Raw genomic sequence first — 16,699 nt, 5'->3', positions numbered from 1 at the left:
ATGACACGATGCTGGGATTCGTCTCTTCCATGTCGCCCGGCGCTGCACAGTCTTTAACCATTTGCACGCCACGGACGCCGGCGTTCGCCGAACGCTTCACGACAACTCCTGCAATTCTCGATCTTGACCGCACGCGCGATAACGCACCGCACACTGCGGAAGGCTGAGCTGTTCTGCGAAATATGCATGAGGAGGCAAGCTGCAGTGATGATCGCATGAAATGCGATGGACGCCTACTATTGCTGGCTTTTCCTGGAATCGGCGATGCAACCGGAAGGGGAATTGCGCGAAAGACAAATTTGTCGGTCGCCATTTTTTTGACCGACTCCCTCCATCAGTTTGTGTGATGTGCAAATCCGATCAGCCCACAACATCGATCACAAGCACAGACGCGGAACTCGCGACAGCGATGTGTCAGGATCCGACGCGGCGCGCGCTCATCCTGACGGCTCTCGCCACCGGGGCCTGCCTCGCGTCGCCCAAGTCCTCCATTGCCGAGGAAGATTCGCCGGGCAGCAACGAGCGACCCCAGAAAGCCGACGTTCTGGTTTTCGCCGAAGGGGACCATGCGGGCGAGGTGATCAAGCCGCAGGATCTGAAAGCCGGTGGACCGCCGGTGCGGGCCTGGCCAAAGGATCCCAAGACATCGGTTGTCCGCAAGGGCTCGCGCCTGAACGAGGTGCTTGTCGTGAAACTGGATCCGGCTGAGCTGGATGAAGAGACGCGCTCGCGTGCGGCCGGCGGCGTCGTGGCCTATTCGGCAATCTGCGTCCACACGGGCTGTCCGATCACCGCATGGGTGAAAGCGGCATCCGTCGACAAGGATGTGTTCAAATGCGTTTGCCACAATTCGGAATTTGACCCCAGGCAAAGCGCGCAAGTTGTGTTCGGGCCGGCGCCCCGGCGTCTGCCGGCGCTTCCGTTGGTGGCGGACGACGGCCCACTGACAGTGGCCGCGACATTTATTGGAAAGGTAGGTGCGCAGCAGGCCAGGTGACGGCGGGCCGCCGTCGATCCACGACAATGAAAAAACAGAATTCGTGAGATGAAAACAAAGGGGAGGTTTCGTTATGGCCTTGAAGCAATGGCTTTTGTCGGGTTTGCTCGCGTCCACATGCCTCGTTTCGATCGCTGCCGCCGGCCCGATCGAGAACTACAGCCCGGTGACGGCCGATCGACTCAGGAATCCCGAACCCGGCAACTGGATGCATTATCGCCGGACCTATGATGGCCAGGGGTACAGCCCGCTCGACCAGATCAACACCTCGAACGTGAAAAACCTGGTGCCGGTGTGGACGTTCTCGACCGGTGTGGTCGAGGGACACGAGGCACCACCGATCATCAACAATGGCGTGATGTTCGTCGCAACGCCGATGGGGCAGGTGATCGCGCTCAACGCCAAGACCGGCGACGAGTACTGGCGATACAAACGCCAGCTTCCCGACGACCTCTTCCAATTGCACCCGACCAACCGCGGCGTGGGGCTGTGGGAGGACAAACTGTACCTTGCCACGACGGACGACCATGTGGTCGCGCTCGATGCCAAGACCGGCAAAGTGGTCTGGGACACCAAGGTTCAGGACTACAAGAAGGGGCAGTATCTGACGCTGATGCCGTTGATCGTCGACGGCAAGGTGATCGTCGGCGGTTCCGGTGGCGAGTTGGGCGTGCGCGGCTACGTCGTTGCCTTCGACGCCAACACCGGCAAGGAACTGTGGCGGACCTTCACCATTCCCGGCACGGGTGAGCCAGGTAACGAAACGTGGAAAGGTGACGACTGGAAAACGGGCGGCGGATCTGCCTGGATGACAGGCAACTACGATCCAGACACCAAGACAGTCTATTGGGGAACCGGCAACGCCGCACCTTGGCCGGGCGATACTCACCCCGGCGACAATCTTTACACAAGTTCAGTGCTCGCGCTCGATCCCGATAGCGGCAAGATGAAAACTTACTTCCAGTACCATCAAAACGATTCCTGGGATTGGGACGAAGTAGACGCACCCATGCTGGTCGACCTGCAAAGGGATGGCCGCACCATCAAGAGTCTGATCCATCCGGGACGCAACGCGATTTTCTGGATACTGGAGCGCAAGCCGGACAGCATCAAATATGTGGCCGGCTGGCCTTTTGTTCATACCGACGTCTGGAAAGGCATTGAGCCCGAGAGTGGCAAGCCGATTGTCGACCCGGCTCGCAAGCCGGTTATTGGCAAGCGGGTTGAATTCTGTCCTTCGTTATGGGGCGGCAAGGATTGGCCGTCGGCGGCGTATAGTCAGAAAACCGGATTGGTCTACGTTCCGGCCAACGAGAATTTCTGCGGCGGCTTCACCGGCGAGAAAGTGCCGCTGGTGGCCGGCCAGCTTTGGCTCGGGACCAAGCCCGAGGATATCGGCTTGACGCCCCGTCCCGGCGCTACCCACTTTGGCGAACTGCAGGCGTGGGATCCGGCCACGGGCAAGAAAGCCTGGTCACATAATTTCCCCAAGTCACATCTGTTCGGTTCGGTGACCGCGACCGCGGGCGACCTCATCCTTGTCGGCGGCACCAATGACCGGATGTTCCGCGCCTTCCATGCCAAGACCGGCGAACTGCTGTGGGAGCAAAAGACCAACTCCGGCATCATGGGCATGCCGATCGCCTATGAGGTGGACGGCACGCAGTATATCGCCGTGCAGTCGGGCTGGGGCGTCGACGCGCAGCGCATCCAGGACGCTCTGGTGGGCAAGGTCCCCGGCCTTGAGAATAACGTGCCGCAGGGCGGCGTCGTGTGGGTGTTCGCCGTCAAGAAGTGACTGCGAGAGAAGGCAGGATCAGGCGCTTGGCCGCTGCAGGCAGTGGCCAGGCGCGGATACAATCTAGGCGACGCGCGCCCGGACGATAATGTCGTCTGATCGCCGGAGCCCCCGCGCCAGCCCCGGGGCGGTACGTTGGATAGGCTGCCTGTCGCTCCGCTTTTGCCTGCGGTGACGGCTAAACACTTGCGTTGACGAGCAGCGGATCGGCGGAAATCACGAGCTTCAGGGTCCGCAGCGAAAAGGTCGATCGCGTGTGCCGGATGCCTTGAATCCGGTAGAGCTTCTCGCGAAGAAAGCGCTCGTAGTGCGTGGTGTCGGCGACCGCTACCTTGACCAGATAGTCGTATTCGCCGGTGACGAGATTGGCTTCGATAACCTCCGGAATCTTTGCAAGGGCGTCGCCGAACCGGGAGAGCACCTTGTCGTCGTGCTTGTCCAGCGTGACTTCGATGAAGACGATGTCCTTCAGGCCGATGGCGACATGGTCGATGACAGCCGCGTAGTGCTTGATCACGCCGATCTCCTCCAGGCGTCTGACCCGCGACCAGCACGGCGAAGACGACAGTCCGACGCGATTGGCCAATTCGTTGACGGTCAGCCGGCCTTCGTCGCGGAGGATCGAAAGAATCTTTCGATCGATCAGGTCGAGATCCGCCTTGGTCCGCGGCTTGGCGAGGGAAGATGATTTCATCGTAGATCCCCACAGATTCAGATGATTCTTCTGCAAAAGACGAATATCGCACAAAATATTGGGAAATTCACCTGCTGACTCGGCGATACAGTCCTGCCCGAGGAGATCAGCAAAATGCCGTCTGCCGCATGTCGCGCTTCGTCCGTCGTCTTCAGGGCCATTGCCACGGACTCGCTTGCCGCGGCGTCCCAGCTTCTGGCCGATGTGCAGCGCTTCGGACTGCAGATGGTCGAATTCCGGATGATGGTTGATATGGAAGGAGGGGCGGCCATCGATTTCGGCATCGAGGCAAGGCCGGACCGCGATCCAGCGGTCCTTTGCTCCCGCTTCGCACGACATCCCGCTCTCTGTTCGGTCGAGGTCGTCGGATCATCGCCGGTCAAGACTGAAGGCGCGGCGCCATGAACGTGCTGCCTTTCACCTTGCACGTTGCCGAGCCGCTGCCGCGCTAGGTCGCGCCCTTCGCCGCCAATAGCCGGGCTCTAACGCAGATGGATGATGAGGGTTTCGTGCGGATCGTCGCACGGGCCAGCGATCATCTCGCGCTGGGGGCGCAGGCGGTGGGGGCGGGAGTCTCGGAATTGACGTCGTCGCTGGCACTTGCCATTGAAATGGGAGCGGTGCTCGAGGACATCGGCGCCCATCCGACGCGGAGCGAAGCGATCCATGAGGTCACGCTTGGCGCGTTGGGACGCGGCTTGCATTTCTGATGGACGCGAAAACAAATTTGGTGGAAACGAGCTTGGTGGGAACGTCCTGCCTGCACGACCTGCAGCAGGATCAAACTCTGGAGCGCATCTTGTCGAAATCTGAACGGGTTTACCGCAACTACATCGCCGGCCGCTGGATCGATGCCGCCGATGGACGTCGCCTCGAGATCCTGGATCCGTCTGACGGTTCGCATCTTGCCGACATTGCCCGCAGCGGCAGCGAGGACGTCGAGCGCGCGGTCCAGGCAGCCCGGGCAGCGCTGGCCGGCGACTGGGGACGCATGTCGGCGACCGACCGTGGCCGCATCCTGCATCGGATCGGCGAGGGCGTTCTGAAGAATGTCAGTCTGCTGGCGGAGCTCGAAGCACGGGACGTCGGCAAGCCGCTCAAGCAGGCGCGGGCCGACGTCGAGGCGCTGGCGCGCTACTTCGAATTCTACGGTGCCGCAGCCGACAAGGTTCACGGCGACACCATCCCGTACCGGTCGGGATTCACGGCCATCACGCTTTATGAGCCTCACGGCGTGACCGCCCATATCATTCCCTGGAACTATCCGATGCAGATCATCGGACGCAGCCTCGGTGCGGCCCTTGCGATGGGCAACGCCGCCGTCGTGAAGCCGGCGGAAGAAGCCTGCCTCACGGTGATCGAGTTTACGCGCATCGCGGAGGAGGCCGGATTGCCGCACGGCGCGCTCAACCTTGTCACCGGGACCGGCGAGGAGGCTGGCGCGGCATTGTCCGGCCATCCCGGCATCAATCACATCTCTTTCACGGGTTCGGTGACGACCGGCGCTCTGGTCCAGGCGGCTGCCGCGCGGAATGCGGTGCCGGTGACGCTGGAGCTTGGCGGTAAATCGCCCCAGCTTGTCTTTGCGGATGCCGATCTCGATCGGGCCCTGCCGTTCCTGGTGATGGCGGGCATTCAGAACGCAGGCCAGACCTGCTCCGCTTCGTCGCGGATCCTGGTCGAGCGATCGATCTATGAAGAGGTCGCAGCGCGCATGGCCGATGCCTACCGGAAGCTGAAGGTCGGACCGGCGATGTCCGATCTGGATGTCGGCCCGGTGGTCTCTCGCCGGCAGAAGGATATCGTCGAAGGCTATATCGGCCTGGCTGAGCGTGACGGCGCGCGTCTCGCCGCGCAGGGCACGATCGTGCCTGAAGCGCCTGCCGGCGGCGCCTATGTTACGCCGACGCTGATCCGCGACGTGACGCCGAGCCACCGCCTCGTGCAGGAAGAGATCTTCGGACCGGTCCAGGTCATCATGCCCTTCGACGGCGAGCAGCAGGCGATCGATCTGGCGAACGGTACGCCTTACGGCCTGGTCTGTGGAATCTGGACCAACGACGGCGGGCGGCAATTCCGCCTGGCGCGCGCTATTCACTCGGGACAGGTCTTCATCAACAATTACGGCGCCGGCGGCGGAATCGAGCTGCCGTTCGGCGGCGTCAAGCGTTCGGGCCACGGCCGCGAGAAGGGCTTTGAAGCCCTCTATGGCTTTGCAACGACCAAGACGATTTCGATCTATCACGGCTGACGAATGCGAATGCCACCGCCGGCACTCTGCTTCAGGAAGCTTCTTGCGCAAGCCACTCAAGCGATCGCATGTGCGGCTCGCGCGGGGGGCCGTCAGGCATCAACCGCAACCTTCAATGCCTCCGCGCGGATCTCTTCGACGAGCCGTTCCTTCAGCGTGACGAATTCAGGCGCGGTTTTGATCTTGTAGGATCGCGGGTGGGGTAGATCGATCGCGATCTCGGCCTTGATGCGACCGGGGCGGGCGCTCATGACGATGACGCGGCTGCCGAGGAAAATCGCCTCCTCGATATCATGGGTAACGAACAGCACGGTCTTCTGCTCGCGCTCCCAGATGCCGAGCAGCATTTCCTGCATCAGCACACGGGTCTGATTGTCCAGCGCCCCGAACGGTTCGTCGAGCAGCAGGATCTTGGGATCGTTGGCAAGCGCGCGGGCGATCGCCGTGCGTTGCTGCATGCCGCCTGAGAGTTGCTTCGGCCAGTGATTCTCAAAGCCGGACAAGCCGACCCGGTGTATGAATCCATCGGCGATCCTGCTGCGATCCGCCTCAGTTATCCCGCGCTCGCGCAGGCCGAACGCGATATTTTCGCGCACCGTCAACCACGGGAACAGCGTGTACGATTGAAACACCATGCCGCGATCGGCGCCGGGTCCCGTGACTTCTTGCCCGTCCAGAATGACGCGGCCGCTGGTCGGCCGGTCAAGGCCTGCGATGATCCGGAGCAGCGTGGATTTTCCGCAGCCGGACGGGCCGAGGATGGTGACGAAGTCGTTGTTGCCGACGCTGAGATTGGTCGGTTCCAGCGCCCGCGTCGGCGCATTGCCCTGGCGCGCGGGGAAAACGCGTGAGACCTGATCGATCTTCAGCGTGGTCACGCTAATCTCCACGGAAACAGCCAGGCGTTGAAGGCCTTGAACAGGAAGTCCGAGACGAGGCCGATCAGGCCGATGACGATGATGCCGAAGATGATCTGGCCGGTGTTGAGCAGCGCCTGGCTGTCGGTGATCATGTGGCCGATGCCCGACGATGAACCGATCAGCTCGGCGACGATGACGTAGGTCCACGCCCAGCCGAGGACGAGCCGAAGGATTTCCGCGATCTCGGGGGCAGACGAGGGCAGCAGCACGCGGCGGATGATGCCGCTGTCGCCGGCGCCCAGCGTGTAGGCGGCTTCAACGAGGTCGCGCCGCGTATTCCCGACATTCACGGCGATCATCAGGATAATCTGGAACACCGCGCCGATGAAAATCACCAGCAGCTTCTGCAGTTCGCCGATGCCCGCCCACAGGATCAGCAGCGGGATGAAAGCCGAGGCGGGCAGGTAACGAGCGAACGAGACGAACGGCTCGAGGAAGGCCTCGATCGGTTTGTAGGCGCCCATCAGCACGCCGAGCGGCACCGCGATGACGGCCGCCAGCGCAAAGCCGCCGACAACCCGCCAGATCGTCATGCCGATGTCGAACAGGAAGCCGTGCTTGGTCAGAAGCTCCCAGCCTTCCTGGACCATGGTCAGTGGGTTGGCGAGAAACGTTTTGGATACGTAGCCGCCAAACGTTGCCCATCCCCACAAAGCTACGAACAGGACAAAGAACGCAAAGCCATAGGCTGCGCGTTGCTTCGACGTCACGGGATCCAGGGGACGCATCACAGGGCGTGTTCCTCAAAGCGGTGCGCTGATCGCGGACAGCCCCGCATCCACATGTGTGGATGCGGGACCAGCGCGGCGCTGAACGAACCTACTTGATGAAGCTCGTGTCAACGAGGTCGTCGATTTTCGGAATCGATTTGATGATGCCGATCTCGAGCAACAGGTCTGCGGCTTCCTTGGTGAAGGCCTGGAACTCGCCCGCGAAGAACTTCTGGTTTGCGGCCTTGTCCTGCCAGCGCAGATATTTTGCCGAGTTGCCGAACTGCTCGCCGGACTGCTTCACGTCGGAGCCCATGATCTCGTAGGATTTTGCCTGGTCTTTTTCGATCAGGGCAACCGCCTCGAAATAGCTGTCGGCCAGCGCTTGCGCGGCTTTCGGGTTTTCGGTCAGGAATTTCGGCGTGCAGCCGAACGTGTCCATGATCATCGGGTAGTCGAGCGTGGTGGCGATGATCTTGCCCTTGTCGGGTGCCGCCCGCACGGTCGAGAGGTAGGGCTCATACGTCATGGCTGCATCGTTCTGACCGGCCACGAATGCCTGCGCGGCCGCAGCCGGCTCCAGGTTCACCACGGTCACGTCCTTGACCGAGAGGCCGTTCTTCTTGAGCATCCAGGCCAGCGTGAAATAGGGCGCGGTGCCGGGCGCGGACGCGGCGACCGTCTTGCCCTTCAGTTCCTTGATCGACGCGACATCGTTTCGCGTGGCCATGCCATCGGCGCCGTAGCTCTTGTCGAGCTGGAAGATCTGCTTGGTCGCAACACCGTTGGCATTCCAGGAAATCCAGGTTTCGACCGTGGTCGCCGCACACTGGATGTCGCCCGATGCAACGGCCAGATGGCGGTCCTTCTGCGGGATCTTCTTGATCGTCACATCGAGGCCGTTCTTCTTGAAGATGCCGGCCTGGTTTGCGAGCGTAAGCGGCGCAAAGCCGGTCCATCCGGAAATGCCGATGGCGACCTTGACGTCTTGTGCGACGGCTGGCGCGGACACCAGCAGAGCGGCGGTTGCGGCGAATACTCTATAACTAAGCATGACTGTCTTCCCTCTGTCGGTTTATGGATCGCGTCCTGTTCGTCCTACTGCTGCATGAACTGTTGCATAAATTGTGCCGGACTTTATTTTGCATTGATATCCCTCTCAGCCGCCCTTGAAGCGGGCAACCAGTTTGTGGGACTCGCCGGGATAGACGAGGCGCACGGCGGTCAGCGTCCGTGCGCTGCGCCAGGTGTGCCGGTCGATCACGAGGCAGGGCGCGCCGATCGCAATGTCCAGCGCCGTTGCGGCCTGCTCGTCAGCCACGATCGCGCTGATCGAATGTTCGGCCTCCGTCCAGGGGACATGGTGGAGCAGCCACGTGCCGGGCGGCTCGATCGCAAAATCCGCCGTGGCGGCTTCGGGCACAGCGTCGAGATCGATCAGCCTGTCCTCGATCGCGAACGGCACGCCATCGGCGCTGTGGCGGCACGAGATCGCGATCACCTTGCCGGTTTTCCGGACTCCAAGGCGTTCGCGGTCGGTGGCGTTTGCCGCCCGGCGCGAGCTTCGGATCAACTGATAGCCATAGCTGCGGCCGAGCGCGGTAATCTCCGCGCGAATGTCTGGAATCGTCAGGACTGCTGACAGGAATTTGGGACGGCGCACAAACGTACCGGCCCGCCGCCGCCGCTCGATGAGGTCGGCCTGTGCCAGTTCTGACAGCGCCTTGCTCACGGTCATTCGTGAGCAGCCATAGCGCGTCATCAATTGGTGCTCGAACGGGATGCGATGGCCCGGCGGCCATTCGCCGGTCAGGATGCGGCGCTCGATGTCGAGCCGGATCTGCTTGTACAGCGTCGGCTTGTCGGCCGTGTCGCGATCGATCGAGAGGCTCATGCTACGAGCCTTCGTACGGTCGAGTTGAATGCGTCGCGCGCTTTCTGGCGGAGCCGGTGGTGTCCACCCTCGACGACCTTGTTTCCGCCCGCCCACACACATGCGACGGCACCCGAGCCCGCTGCGAAAATCCAGCCGTCGAGGACGGTATCCCTGCCGCGCCCGGCGAGCGAGGGATGCGTGGTGTCGAGGGTCACGATATCGGCGCGTGCGCCCGGCTGGAGTCCGACGATCGGCTGCGCGAGCGCCTGGGCGCCGCCGGCCATCGCGGCGTCGAATAGCGCCCGACCGGTCGAAATGCCGGGACCGCCGGACAACACATTGCGCTCCCGGTGCTTTAGCCGCTGGCCATATTCGAGCTGACGCAATTCGTCGGCCACGCCGACCAGGACATTGGAGTCTGTGCCGACGCCGAACCGGCCGCCGGCGTCGAGGAATTCACGGGTTGGGAAAATGCCGTCGCCGAGGCTCGCTTCGGTAATCGGGCAGAGCCCTGCGACGGCGCCGCTCCTGGCAAGCGCGGCGATCTCGGTCGCGGTGGTGTGGGTCGCATGGATCAGGCACCAGCGCCGATCGACGGGCGCATGTTCGAGCAGCCACTCAACCGGCCGCCGGCCCGACCAGGCGATGCATTCCTCGACTTCCCTGATCTGTTCGGCAGCGTGGATATGAACCGGCCTGCCTTCGGCCAGCGGTATGATTGCCGTCAGTTCGTCCGGCGTCACGGCGCGCAGGCTGTGCGGAGCGATACCGACATTGGCCCCAGGTAATTCGCGAACGGCCACCTCCGTCGCGGCAATCAGCTTGGCGAACTGGTCGATCGAGCAGATGAAGCGGCGCTGGCCGGCATGCGGTGCGGCGCCCCCAAAGGAGCCGTGCGCGTAGAAACTCGGCAGCAGCGTGAGTCCGATGCCGGTGACCTCGGCGGCTTGCGCAATTCGCGTCGCCATTTCGGCAGGATTGGCATAAAGCGAGCCATCGTGGTCGTGATGGAGATAATGGAATTCCCCGACGCGCGTATAGCCCTGCTCGAGCATCTCGGCGTAGAGCAGCGTTGCGACGGCTTCCGTGTCTTCGGGGGTCATTTCCAGCGCGAAACGATACATCGTCTCGCGCCACGTCCAGAACGTATCCGCCGTGTTGCCGCGTGTTTCGGCGAGGCCGGCCATGCCGCGCTGGAACGCGTGACTATGCAGGCTCGCTATTCCCGGAATCGCCAATTGATGGCGCTCATCGTCGGCTCCCGGCGCCGCGCCGGCCGTCACCTTCGTGATGGTTCCATCGGCAACAACCACCTGCACATCGTCAGCCCAACCGGAGGGAAGCAGCGCTGATCCGAAATGCAGAGTGGACATGTTTCCAAACCGGGTGGACAGAACACCAACACGGGAATATGTATAGACATATTGATGCCCCCGTCAAGTTTCTGCCCTTGAGGGAAATGCTGCATGGCCGAGCGCTTTGATCGAATCTGGCATAATGCCCGGCTCGCCACCGTTCGGGGGGATCTGCCCGACCTCGGCGTGATCGAGCGTGGCGTGATTGCCGCGCGGGATGGCCGTATCACCTTTGCAGGCAGCCATTCCGACTTTCCATCTGACGTCGACGCGGCTGAACGGATCGATTGCGGCGGGCGGTGGATCACGCCCGGACTGATCGATTGTCATACCCATCTGGTTTTCGGTGGAAACCGCGCCCACGAGTTCGAGCTGCGGCTGCAAGGAGCGAGCTACGAAGAGATCGCACGCGCCGGCGGCGGCATTGTCTCGACGGTCGCGGCGACGCGGGGCTCAAGTGAGGCTGAACTCGTTGCCGGGGCGCTGCCGCGGCTCGACGCCCTGATCGGCGAGGGCGTGACGACGGTCGAGATCAAATCCGGCTATGGACTCAACACGGAAACCGAGATGCGGCAGTTGTCAGCCGCGCGCGCGGTGGGCCGCAACCGGCCGGTTGGCATCCGGACGACGTTTCTTGGCGCGCATGCGCTGCCGCCAGAAGCCGATGGCGACAAGGATCGATACATCGACCTGGTTTGCCGCGAGATGCTTCCGGCGGTGGCTCAGTCCGGACTTGCCGACGCCGTTGATGCCTTCATGGAAGGCATTGCGTTCTCGGGAGAGCAAACGGCGCGTGTGTTCCGGGCGGCAAGGGCGCTTGGACTGCCGGTCAAATTGCACGCGGATCAGTTGTCGAACCTTGGCGGGGCGGCGCTTGCTTCGGAATTCTCTGCTTTGTCCGCCGATCATCTGGAGCACACGGATGAGGCCGGCGTCGCGGCCATGGTGCGGGCGGGTACAGTAGCCGTGCTTCTGCCGGGCGCGTTCTATTTCATTCGCGAGACGACGAAACCACCGGTCGAACTGTTCCGTGCCCACGGCGTGAACATGGCGCTGGCTACCGACTGCAATCCCGGCAGTTCGCCGCTGACGTCGCTTCTGCTGGCCATGAATATGGGCGCGACGCTGTTCCGGATGACCGTTGCCGAATGCCTCGCCGGCGTGACGCGGGAAGGCGCGCGTGCGCTGGGCATTCTCGGTGAGGCCGGCACGCTCGAGGCCGGCAAATATTGCGATCTCGCGATCTGGGATATCGACCGGCCGGCCGAGCTGATTTACCGGATGGGCTTTAATCCGCTGCACCGCCGGGTGTGGAGGGGACAATGAGCGACCGGGACGCATCCATTGTCGTTTCACCCGGAACGGTCAGCCTCGATGAATTTGCGCAGGTCCTTGCAGGCGCGGCCGTCGTACTCGATCCGGTATTCTGGCCGCGCGTCGAGGCAGCATCGGCCATTGTCGCGAAGGCCGCGGATGCGCAAGCGCCGGTCTACGGCATCAATACAGGGTTCGGAAAACTGGCGTCGAAACGTATTCCGCGGGATCAGACGACGCTGCTGCAGCGCAACCTCATTGTGTCGCATTGCTGCGGGGTAGGGCCACCCACGCCCGAACCGATCGTTCGCCTGATGATGGCGCTCAAGATCGTCTCATTGGGGCGGGGCGCGTCGGGCGTGCGCCGCGAAATCATCGAACAACTCCAGGCCATGCTGGCGCGCGGCGTTTGTCCGCTGGTGCCGCAGCAGGGATCGGTGGGCGCGTCCGGTGATCTGGCGCCGCTTGCGCATATGACCGCCGTCATGATCGGCGAGGGCCAGGCGCTCATCGATGGTAAGGCTGTGCCGGGTCGCGACGCACTGGCCGCGGCCAATCTTGCGCCGATTACCTTGGGGCCGAAGGAAGGCCTCGCCTTGATCAACGGTACGCAGTTCTCGACGGCCTATGCCATTTCCGGATTGCTGCGCGCCCATGGCCTGGCGTGCACCGCGCTGGTGACGGGCGCCTTGTCGGTCGACGCGGCAATGGCTTCGACGGCGCCGTTCCGCCCGGAGATCCAGCAGTTGCGGGGGCATGACGGACAAATCGCGGCCGGGGTCGCCTTGACGGCGTTGCTGGAAGGCAGCGACATCCGCATGTCGCATCTCGAGGGCGACGAGCGCGTGCAGGATCCATATTGCCTGCGCTGCCAGCCGCAGGTGGCCGGTGCGGCGCTTGACCTGTTGACGCAAGCCGCCCGCACACTGACGATCGAGGCCAACGCCGTCACGGACAACCCGCTGGTGCTGGTTGAGAGCGGCGAGATCGTCTCGGGTGGGAATTTTCACGCTGAGCCGGTCGCATTTGCTGCTGACCAGATCGCATTGGCATTGTCCGAGATCGGCGCGATCAGCGAGCGGCGCATCGCCACACTGGTCGATCCCGCGCTGAACTTCGGCCTGCCGCCGTTCCTGACGCCTGATCCCGGCCTCAACTCCGGCTTTATGATTGCGGAGGTGACGGCGGCAGCGCTCTATGCCGAGAACAAGCAGCGCGCCGCGGCCTGCTCGATCGATTCGACGCCGACCAGCGCCAACCAGGAAGATCATGTGTCGATGGCGGCGCACGCGGCGCGCCGTTTGTCCGACATGGCGGACAACCTTGCCGCCATTCTCGGCATCGAGCTGCTGGTCGCAGCGCAAGGCATCGGGCTGCGCGCGCCGCATACGACCAGCCCTGCGCTTGCGGCGGTCATTGCGGTGTTGCGCGAGCAGGTGCCGGCGCTAGGTGGCGATCGCTACATGGCCGATGATCTTGCAAAGGCAACGGCGCTGGTCGCAGGCGGCACATTGCCGGCCGCCGCAATGTCGGTGCTCAAAAAGAGTCCGTTTCCAATATTTGCCGAGAGAGGTCATCTGTCATGAACCGCCGACTGGACAACGACCGTACGATCCGCGCGCCCCGCGGATCCGAGATCAGCGCCAAGAGCTGGTTGACGGAAGCGCCGCTCCGGATGCTGATGAACAATCTCGATCCTGATGTCGCCGAACGGCCGAGCGAACTTGTCGTCTATGGCGGCATCGGCCGCGCAGCTCGCGACTGGGACAGTTTTGACCGGATCGTTGCCTCATTGCGCAAACTCGAGGCCGATCAGACGCTGGTGGTGCAGTCGGGCAAGCCGGTCGGAATTTTCCGCACCCATCCCGATGCGCCGCGCGTGCTGATCGCCAACTCGAACCTGGTGCCGCACTGGGCGACGCTCGATCATTTCAATGAACTCGACAGACTCGGGTTGATGATGTTCGGGCAGATGACGGCCGGATCGTGGATCTACATCGGAAGCCAGGGCATCGTGCAGGGCACCTACGAAACCTTTGTCGAGGTGGGCCGACGTCATTACGGCGGCAGTCTCGCGGGCAAATGGATCTTGACGGCAGGGCTCGGCGGCATGGGCGGCGCCCAGCCCCTTGCAGCGACGATGGCTGGAGCGTCGATGCTTGCGATCGAATGCCAACCGAGCCGCATCGAGATGCGGCTGCGCACCGGTTACCTCGATCGGCAGGCAGGCACGCTTGATGAGGCGCTCGCAATCATGGCGCAGGCGACGCAGGATAGGAAACCGGTCTCGGTCGGCCTGCTCGGCAATGCCGCCGATATTTTTCCCGAACTGGTGCGCCGTGGCGTAAAGCCGGACATCGTTACCGACCAGACCAGCGCGCACGATCCGATCAACGGTTACCTGCCGAAGGGATGGACGCTCGCGGAGTGGGAGTTAAGACGCAACGCCGATCCGAAAGCGGTTGAAGCGGCGGCCAAGACCTCCATGGTCGGCCACGTCCAGGCCATGCTGGATTTCCACGCGCAAGGCATTCCCACGCTCGACTATGGCAACAACATCCGCCAGATGGCGAAGGACATGGGATTGAAGAACGCGTTCGATTTCCCCGGCTTCGTTCCGGCCTACATCCGTCCGCTGTTCTGCCGCGGCGTCGGGCCATTCCGGTGGGCGGCGCTCTCAGGGGATCCCGAAGACATTTTCCGTACCGACGCCAAGGTCAAGGAGCTGATGCCCAACGACAAGCATCTTCACAACTGGCTCGACATGGCGAAGGCACGGATCAAGTTTCAGGGCCTGCCGGCGCGGATCTGCTGGGTGGGCCTTGGCGATCGCCACCGGCTGGGCCTGGCGTTCAATGAAATGGTGGCGCGCGGCGAACTGAAGGCGCCGATCGTCATCGGCCGCGATCATCTCGACAGCGGCTCGGTGGCGAGCCCGAACCGCGAAACCGAAGCGATGCGCGACGGTTCGGACGCGGTGTCCGACTGGCCGCTCATCAATGCGTTGCTCAACTGCGCCAGCGGGGCCACGTGGGTCTCGCTGCATCACGGCGGCGGCGTCGGGATCGGCTATTCGCAGCACGCCGGCATGGTGATTGTCGCTGATGGAACCCCGGAGGCCGCGCGCCGCATCGAGCGGGTGCTCTGGAACGACCCGGCGACGGGGGTCATGCGTCACGCCGACGCGGGTTACGAATCTGCGATAGAATGCGCCCGTGCCAACGGGCTCGATCTGCCCGGTCTGGCGTCGTAGCGCACCGGAGACTTTGCGCCGCCGATGGTGCGTGCCGGGCTCGATGTTCCCTCAAGACAGCGAGAGCGATCATGGTGAAACCGTTTCCGTCAAAGACCCACATCGGCAACCACGTGCTGCATCCCGAAACGCTGATGCTGAACTACGGCTACGATCCGCAACTGTCGGAAGGAGCCGTCAAGCCACCGGTCTTCCTGACCTCGACCTTCGTCTTCAGGACTGCCGAAGACGGGCAGGACTTCTTCGATTACGTTGCGGGCCGGCGCGAGCCGCCCGAGGGGATGGGCGCGGGCCTCGTCTATTCGCGTTTCAATCATCCCAACAGCGAGATCGTTGAGGATAGGCTCGCCGTCTACGAGCGCACAGAGTCCTGTGCGCTGTTCTCATCCGGCATGTCGGCGATTGCGACCACGATTCTCGCATTCGCACGGCCGGGCGACGTGATCCTGCATTCGCAGCCGCTCTATGGCGGCACCGAAACGCTGCTTGCGAAAACGCTTGCCGGCTTCTCGATCAGCGCGGTGGGCTTTGCCGACGGCATCGACGAAGCCGCCGTCGAGCTGGCGGGGCACGACGCCATGCGAAAGGGCCGGGTTGCGATGATTCTCATCGAAACCCCGGCAAATCCCACCAACGGCCTCGTCGATATCGCGATGGTCCGCCGCATCGCCGGCAACATCGGCAAGGCGCAGGGCCACGTGCCGATCGTCGCGTGTGACAATACGTTGCTCGGGCCGGTATTCCAGCGGCCGATCGAACATGGCGCGGATCTCTCGCTGTACTCGCTGACCAAATATGTCGGCGGCCATTCCGACCTGATCGCTGGCGCGGCGCTCGGCTCGAAGGCCCTCATGAAAGACATCAAGGCGTTGCGAGGCGCGATCGGCACCCAACTGGATCCGCATTCCTGCTGGATGCTCGGCCGCTCGCTCGAAACGCTGAGCTTGCGCATGGAAAAGGCCAACCAGAATGCGCGGCTCGTGGCGGATTATTTGCGCGACCACGACAAGGTGGAGAGGGTTCACTACCTCGCTCATCACGAGGAAGCCTCCCAGGCCGGCCGTCTGTTCGCGAGACAGTGTCTTGGTGCGGGCTCCACGTTTTCGTTCGATATTGTCGGCGGGCAGGCCGCCGCATTCAAATTCTTGAACTCGCTGCAAATCTTCAAGCTGGCGGTGAGCCTGGGCGGCACGGAGTCGCTTGCCAGCCTGCCGGCAAGCATGACACACTCCGGCGTTCCGGTTGAAATCCGTCAAAAGATAGGCGTTCTCGACTCCACGATCCGATTGTCGATCGGCATCGAGCATCCATCTGACCTGATCGCAGACATTGGGCAGGCTTTGAACGAGGCGTAGCTGCAGCCCGCTTGCGACCCATCGGTGCATGATATTTCTTTCGATGGCCGATTGTGTTGAAGAAGTCGCCGCCTTAGGTGTTCTGGGCCGTGCGAGGAGACAGGCGAGCGGGAGCTTGTTTGCTTTCAGGCCGGGATCGGGGCGGGCAGCGGGATCAGCTTTGCCAGCTTTCGGAG

The 16,699-nt window shown here is 62.8% G+C and carries 14 protein-coding genes and 1 pseudogene; 9 read left to right on the top strand and 6 right to left on the bottom strand.

Annotated elements, in window-relative coordinates; translation table 11 throughout:
- Positions 1–409 precede the first annotated feature (409 nt).
- Together C7G61_RS04255 and C7G61_RS04250 are read left to right on the top strand one after the other, a co-directional pair.
- Complete coding sequence (locus C7G61_RS04255; RefSeq protein WP_190241703.1) at positions 410–997, top strand: QcrA and Rieske domain-containing protein; 588 nt, start codon at positions 410–412, stop codon at positions 995–997.
- A gap of 73 nt (positions 998–1,070) precedes the next feature.
- Positions 1,071–2,795, top strand: coding sequence for a methanol/ethanol family PQQ-dependent dehydrogenase (locus tag C7G61_RS04250; protein ID WP_108512862.1), 1,725 nt, complete (start codon positions 1,071–1,073; stop codon positions 2,793–2,795).
- A 178-nt stretch (positions 2,796–2,973) separates the two neighbouring features.
- On the opposite strand, the gene C7G61_RS04245 is transcribed toward C7G61_RS04250, so the two are convergent.
- Positions 2,974–3,489 carry an Lrp/AsnC family transcriptional regulator gene (locus C7G61_RS04245; RefSeq protein ID WP_108513427.1) on the bottom strand — a complete coding sequence of 172 codons (516 nt, stop codon included), beginning with the start codon at positions 3,487–3,489 and terminating at the stop codon, positions 2,974–2,976.
- Positions 3,490–3,603: 114 nt separating this feature from the next.
- Between C7G61_RS04245 and C7G61_RS43785 the strand changes: the two genes are divergently transcribed.
- From C7G61_RS43785 to C7G61_RS04235, 3 genes and pseudogenes are all read left to right on the top strand, one after another.
- Entirely contained in the window at positions 3,604–3,894 is a 291-nt protein-coding gene (locus C7G61_RS43785; RefSeq protein ID WP_145963551.1) for a hypothetical protein, read from the top strand.
- 53 nt (positions 3,895–3,947) lie between these two features.
- Positions 3,948–4,199: pseudogene (locus C7G61_RS04240) on the top strand (dihydrolipoyl dehydrogenase); the annotation flags it as partial.
- An 89-nt stretch (positions 4,200–4,288) separates the two neighbouring features.
- On the top strand, positions 4,289–5,740 hold the full coding sequence (locus C7G61_RS04235; protein ID WP_244608126.1) for an aldehyde dehydrogenase family protein: 1,452 nt from the start codon (positions 4,289–4,291) through the stop codon (positions 5,738–5,740).
- 92 nt (positions 5,741–5,832) lie between these two features.
- On the opposite strand, the gene C7G61_RS04230 is transcribed toward C7G61_RS04235, so the two are convergent.
- The 5 genes from C7G61_RS04230 to C7G61_RS04210 all read right to left on the bottom strand — a co-directional run bounded on the left by C7G61_RS04230 (position 5,833) and on the right by C7G61_RS04210 (position 10,619).
- Entirely contained in the window at positions 5,833–6,618 is a 786-nt protein-coding gene (locus tag C7G61_RS04230; RefSeq protein WP_190241659.1) for an ABC transporter ATP-binding protein, read from the bottom strand.
- On the bottom strand, positions 6,615–7,388 hold the full coding sequence (locus tag C7G61_RS04225; RefSeq protein WP_108512858.1) for an ABC transporter permease: 774 nt from the start codon (positions 7,386–7,388) through the stop codon (positions 6,615–6,617). Before C7G61_RS04225 ends, C7G61_RS04230 begins: the two co-directional genes overlap by 4 nt.
- A 91-nt stretch (positions 7,389–7,479) precedes the next feature.
- Positions 7,480–8,424, bottom strand: coding sequence for an ABC transporter substrate-binding protein (locus C7G61_RS04220; RefSeq protein WP_108512857.1), 945 nt, complete (start codon positions 8,422–8,424; stop codon positions 7,480–7,482).
- Positions 8,425–8,529: 105 nt separating this feature from the next.
- Positions 8,530–9,264: a histidine utilization repressor gene (gene hutC / locus C7G61_RS04215; protein ID WP_108512856.1), complete on the bottom strand. Its 735-nt coding sequence runs from the start codon at positions 9,262–9,264 to the stop codon at positions 8,530–8,532.
- Positions 9,261–10,619 carry a formimidoylglutamate deiminase gene (locus C7G61_RS04210; protein WP_108512855.1) on the bottom strand — a complete coding sequence of 453 codons (1,359 nt, stop codon included), beginning with the start codon at positions 10,617–10,619 and terminating at the stop codon, positions 9,261–9,263. The genes hutC and C7G61_RS04210 overlap by 4 nt, the downstream gene beginning before the upstream one ends.
- Before the next feature lie 93 nt (positions 10,620–10,712).
- On the opposite strand from C7G61_RS04210, the gene hutI reads away from it, so the two are divergent.
- From hutI to C7G61_RS04190, 4 genes are all read left to right on the top strand, one after another.
- Positions 10,713–11,927: an imidazolonepropionase gene (gene hutI / locus C7G61_RS04205; protein ID WP_108512854.1), complete on the top strand. Its 1,215-nt coding sequence runs from the start codon at positions 10,713–10,715 to the stop codon at positions 11,925–11,927.
- Positions 11,924–13,501: a histidine ammonia-lyase gene (hutH, locus tag C7G61_RS04200; RefSeq protein WP_108512853.1), complete on the top strand. Its 1,578-nt coding sequence runs from the start codon at positions 11,924–11,926 to the stop codon at positions 13,499–13,501. The genes hutI and hutH overlap by 4 nt, the downstream gene beginning before the upstream one ends.
- Complete coding sequence (gene hutU, locus C7G61_RS04195) at positions 13,498–15,168, top strand: urocanate hydratase (RefSeq protein WP_108512852.1); 1,671 nt, start codon at positions 13,498–13,500, stop codon at positions 15,166–15,168. Before hutH ends, hutU begins: the two co-directional genes overlap by 4 nt.
- A 71-nt stretch (positions 15,169–15,239) precedes the next feature.
- The gene (locus C7G61_RS04190) at positions 15,240–16,523 is read left to right on the top strand and encodes a cystathionine gamma-synthase family protein (protein WP_108512851.1); all 1,284 of its coding nucleotides are present in this window, start codon (positions 15,240–15,242) and stop codon (positions 16,521–16,523) included.
- Positions 16,524–16,699 lie beyond the last annotated feature (176 nt).

Source organism: Bradyrhizobium algeriense, assembly GCF_003062295.1.
In the GTDB taxonomy this organism is placed as follows: Bacteria; Pseudomonadota; Alphaproteobacteria; order Rhizobiales; family Xanthobacteraceae; genus Bradyrhizobium; species Bradyrhizobium algeriense.
The sequence above is the reverse complement of the archived record's forward strand: the minus strand, read 5'-3'. Positions and strand labels throughout refer to the sequence as shown.

What these genes read in the sequence shown, in the direction of transcription:
- C7G61_RS04255 (WP_190241703.1), top strand. Translation starts at nt 410, where the DNA reads ATGTGTCAGGATCCGACGCGGCGCGCGCTCATCCTGACGGCTCTCGCC.
- C7G61_RS04250 (WP_108512862.1), top strand. Translation starts at nt 1,071, where the DNA reads ATGGCCTTGAAGCAATGGCTTTTGTCGGGTTTGCTCGCGTCCACATGC.
- C7G61_RS04245 (WP_108513427.1), bottom strand. Translation starts at nt 3,489, where the DNA reads ATGAAATCATCTTCCCTCGCCAAGCCGCGGACCAAGGCGGATCTCGAC.
- C7G61_RS43785 (WP_145963551.1), top strand. Translation starts at nt 3,604, where the DNA reads ATGCCGTCTGCCGCATGTCGCGCTTCGTCCGTCGTCTTCAGGGCCATT.
- C7G61_RS04225 (WP_108512858.1), bottom strand. Translation starts at nt 7,388, where the DNA reads ATGCGTCCCCTGGATCCCGTGACGTCGAAGCAACGCGCAGCCTATGGC.
- C7G61_RS04220 (WP_108512857.1), bottom strand. Translation starts at nt 8,424, where the DNA reads ATGCTTAGTTATAGAGTATTCGCCGCAACCGCCGCTCTGCTGGTGTCC.
- hutC (WP_108512856.1), bottom strand. Translation starts at nt 9,264, where the DNA reads ATGAGCCTCTCGATCGATCGCGACACGGCCGACAAGCCGACGCTGTAC.
- C7G61_RS04210 (WP_108512855.1), bottom strand. Translation starts at nt 10,619, where the DNA reads ATGTCCACTCTGCATTTCGGATCAGCGCTGCTTCCCTCCGGTTGGGCT.
- hutI (WP_108512854.1), top strand. Translation starts at nt 10,713, where the DNA reads ATGGCCGAGCGCTTTGATCGAATCTGGCATAATGCCCGGCTCGCCACC.
- hutH (WP_108512853.1), top strand. Translation starts at nt 11,924, where the DNA reads ATGAGCGACCGGGACGCATCCATTGTCGTTTCACCCGGAACGGTCAGC.
- hutU (WP_108512852.1), top strand. Translation starts at nt 13,498, where the DNA reads ATGAACCGCCGACTGGACAACGACCGTACGATCCGCGCGCCCCGCGGA.
- C7G61_RS04190 (WP_108512851.1), top strand. Translation starts at nt 15,240, where the DNA reads ATGGTGAAACCGTTTCCGTCAAAGACCCACATCGGCAACCACGTGCTG.